The 2,844-nt window shown below is 36.6% G+C and carries 3 protein-coding genes; 2 read left to right on the forward strand and 1 reads right to left on the reverse strand.

The window, feature by feature from the left end; translation table 11 throughout:
* Nucleotides 1-340, reverse strand: a 340-nt coding sequence (locus L656_RS0117200; protein ID WP_024600113.1) for an IS110 family transposase, incomplete at its 3' end; no start/stop codon positions are given.
* 340 nt (nucleotides 341-680) lie between these two features.
* On the opposite strand from L656_RS0117200, the gene L656_RS0117205 reads away from it, so the two are divergent.
* Complete coding sequence (locus L656_RS0117205; protein ID WP_024600114.1) at nucleotides 681-1,667, forward strand: putative phage abortive infection protein; 987 nt, start codon at nucleotides 681-683, stop codon at nucleotides 1,665-1,667.
* A 152-nt stretch (nucleotides 1,668-1,819) separates the two neighbouring features.
* On the forward strand, nucleotides 1,820-2,794 hold the full coding sequence (locus L656_RS0117210) for a transposase (RefSeq protein WP_024600115.1): 975 nt from the start codon (nucleotides 1,820-1,822) through the stop codon (nucleotides 2,792-2,794).
* Nucleotides 2,795-2,844: the final 50 nt, after the last annotated feature.

The raw sequence follows: 2,844 nt of genomic DNA on the forward strand, positions 1-2,844 counted from the left end.
CTTCACCAAAATGAGCGATGAGTTGCGCATCAAGTTTATCTGTTTTTGCTTTTTGGCCAATAGCGCCTGCGAAACGTTTAATATTAACGGGATTAGCAACAACGAAAGGGATATTCGCTTGAGCACACGCCATAATAAAGGGGTGTTCAAGGCGCCCAGTTGCTTCAATAGTAACACGCGTTATTGGGTGCTTTTTTAGTGTTTTTATAGCGTGTTTAATGCCGCCGTCATTGTTTTCTACGGTGAAATATATATCTAAAGGTCGGATGTAAATATCGAGTTGAGTTTTACCTGTATCGACACCGACGTTAATTTCATTTTGATTATTGAGTGTATTCATAATAAGCTGACTCTGCCTTGCGATTCGGGCTCGAGGCCCCGTTGACTATCCGAGTTTAATGCTTGGAGTTTATACAGCGTTCTTTCTTGTTATCGGTCTCTCAATAGAGGAGCCTTCAATCAATCGAACTACTGTATAAAAGACTTTGGTTGCAGCCAAAGCTTGGGCCTCACATTATCCGAGCTTGGTTAAAGTATTAATTAATTTATGGGTTTATTATCCATACAAGAAAATTAAGCAGGACGTCTAACAGCTGGCTGTCGTTCGTGCCTCACTAATTTTAGCCAGCTATTATACGCCTCTTATTTAGGCGTTATGTTAATAATTGAAGGATCAGCATTTGTCTTTATCAAAAAAAATTAAAAATAAATATAGCTATTATGAGAAAAAGGTTTTTAGAGCATTCATAAATTTAGTCGGTAAAACTAAAGATAAAACAACTAAACATTTATTTTATATTTTTAGATTTGCGTTATTTTCATCTATCTTCGTTTTATTACTTAATCTACTACTCAGGCTGAACTTTTTAGGTTTGAGTGAATGGAAACTTGGTGAATTTGGTGATTTTTTTGGTGGTGTATTAAACCCTATTCTAACTTTTTTAATGTTTCTTGGCTTGTTAATTACTATTGTAATGCAAAAAACAGAACTAGCACTTGCTCGAAGAGAGTTTTCAAGAACCGCTGATGCTTTAGCTGAGCAAAGTGAGTCAGGTAAACAGCAAATATTAGAGAATACATTCTTTAATATGCTTAAGATTCACAATGAAAATATAGATTCATTAGTATTTAATAACTCTGTATTGTGCTGTGCGATAAACACAAACAAAGCAGATACTTCTGGAAGAGCAGTTTTTGGCTCAATTGTAAGTTGGATTTATGAAGAAAATCATCCAGAAAAATCTCTTGAGAACTACTCAAAATTTCAAGATACTGAAAACCATATTGTAGGCCACTATTTTCGTGGTTTATTTCAAATTTTAAAATTTATAAATGATTCATCGTGTTCAGATGAACTTAAGTTTAAATACGCAAGAATACTTCGTGCTCAATTATCCACAAATGAATTATCAATTTTATTTTTTAATTGCATTTGTAAAAGCGTTGATGCTGGGCAATTTAGGATTTTGTTAATTAAATTCAAAATGCTTGAGCACATGCAATTAAGAAAAGAGCCCCAGCTAGATTATTTTACAACATCTAGTAGCGGTGGTTATACGATAAAAAGACAATTAATGAAGTATGTGTGCTTGGAGGAACATGAGGATTTAAATGTGGAAAGTTCAGCTTTTGGTACTAATGCTGTCGCTACTAGAGAGCTCTATTAACATAACAACACGCCCTGAGGTGGACGACTAGTAAAATTTAGCCAACAATAAACACAATAAACAACAATAAACAAGACACCCATCCTAAATTTTGCACTTTACGGAGTTAGAGGCTAGCCTTTGTTTAGTGCAAAAAACAAGCTGGGTGTCTTATGGCAATCGCGAGAAAACGTCAAGTAAGTTTGGTTGATACAAAATACTACCATTGTATTTCACGTTGCGTGCGTCGTGCATTTTTATGTGGCGAAGACCGTTTTACAGGTCAATCTTACGAGCATCGTAGAGGTTGGGTTGAAGATAAGTTACTTATGCTCGCAAAAATATTTTGTATTGATGTATGTGCTTATGCCGTAATGAGTAATCACACTCATTTGGTACTATATGTAGATGATAAGAAAGCAAACAGGCTGAATGATAAAGCGATTGTTATTCGCTGGCATAAACTCTGTAAAGGCACATTGTTAACGCAAAAATATGTACAAGGTGAAAAGCTAAGTAAAGTTGAACTTATCTTTTTTAATCAAACAGTAAAGCAATACCGCGAACGCTTATCAAGTATCAGCTGGTTTATGCGGCTATTAAATGAAGACATTGCCCGCAGAGCAAATAAAGAAGATAACTGCACGGGTAGATTTTGGGAGGGGAGATTCAAATCGCAAGCATTACTAGATGAAGCAGCACTTGCAGCTTGTATGGCCTATGTCGATTTAAATCCCATGAGGGCTAAAATGGCTAACACACCAGAAGAGTCAGACCATACCAGTGTACAAAATCGCTTAACATGCGCGGGAGAAGGTAAACAACCTAAGCAGTTACTACGTTTTGCAGGCATGCCACGTCAGATTATGCCTAAAGGGCTGCCGTTTGAGCTTAAATCGTACCTTGAACTTGTTGAGTTAACAGGGCGAATAATACGAGAGGATAAACGCGGGCATATTGATAATATGAACCTTCCTTTACTAGAAAGGCTTAATATATCCCCAGATAACTGGCTAAAACTCACTACGCAATTTACGCGCGTATTTCACGGCGCAGTAGGCAGGCCGACCTCACAAGCAAGTTACTGTGAAAACTTAAAGCGAAAGCGGCGAGCGAATATCAGTAACTGCGAAAAGCTATTAGCATAAATTAAAAACCATTCAGTAAAAGTTAAAACTGCCATTACGGAGTTATTTTC

The organism is Pseudoalteromonas sp. TAE56, assembly GCF_000497955.1.
Lineage (GTDB): Bacteria > Pseudomonadota > Gammaproteobacteria > Enterobacterales > Alteromonadaceae > Pseudoalteromonas.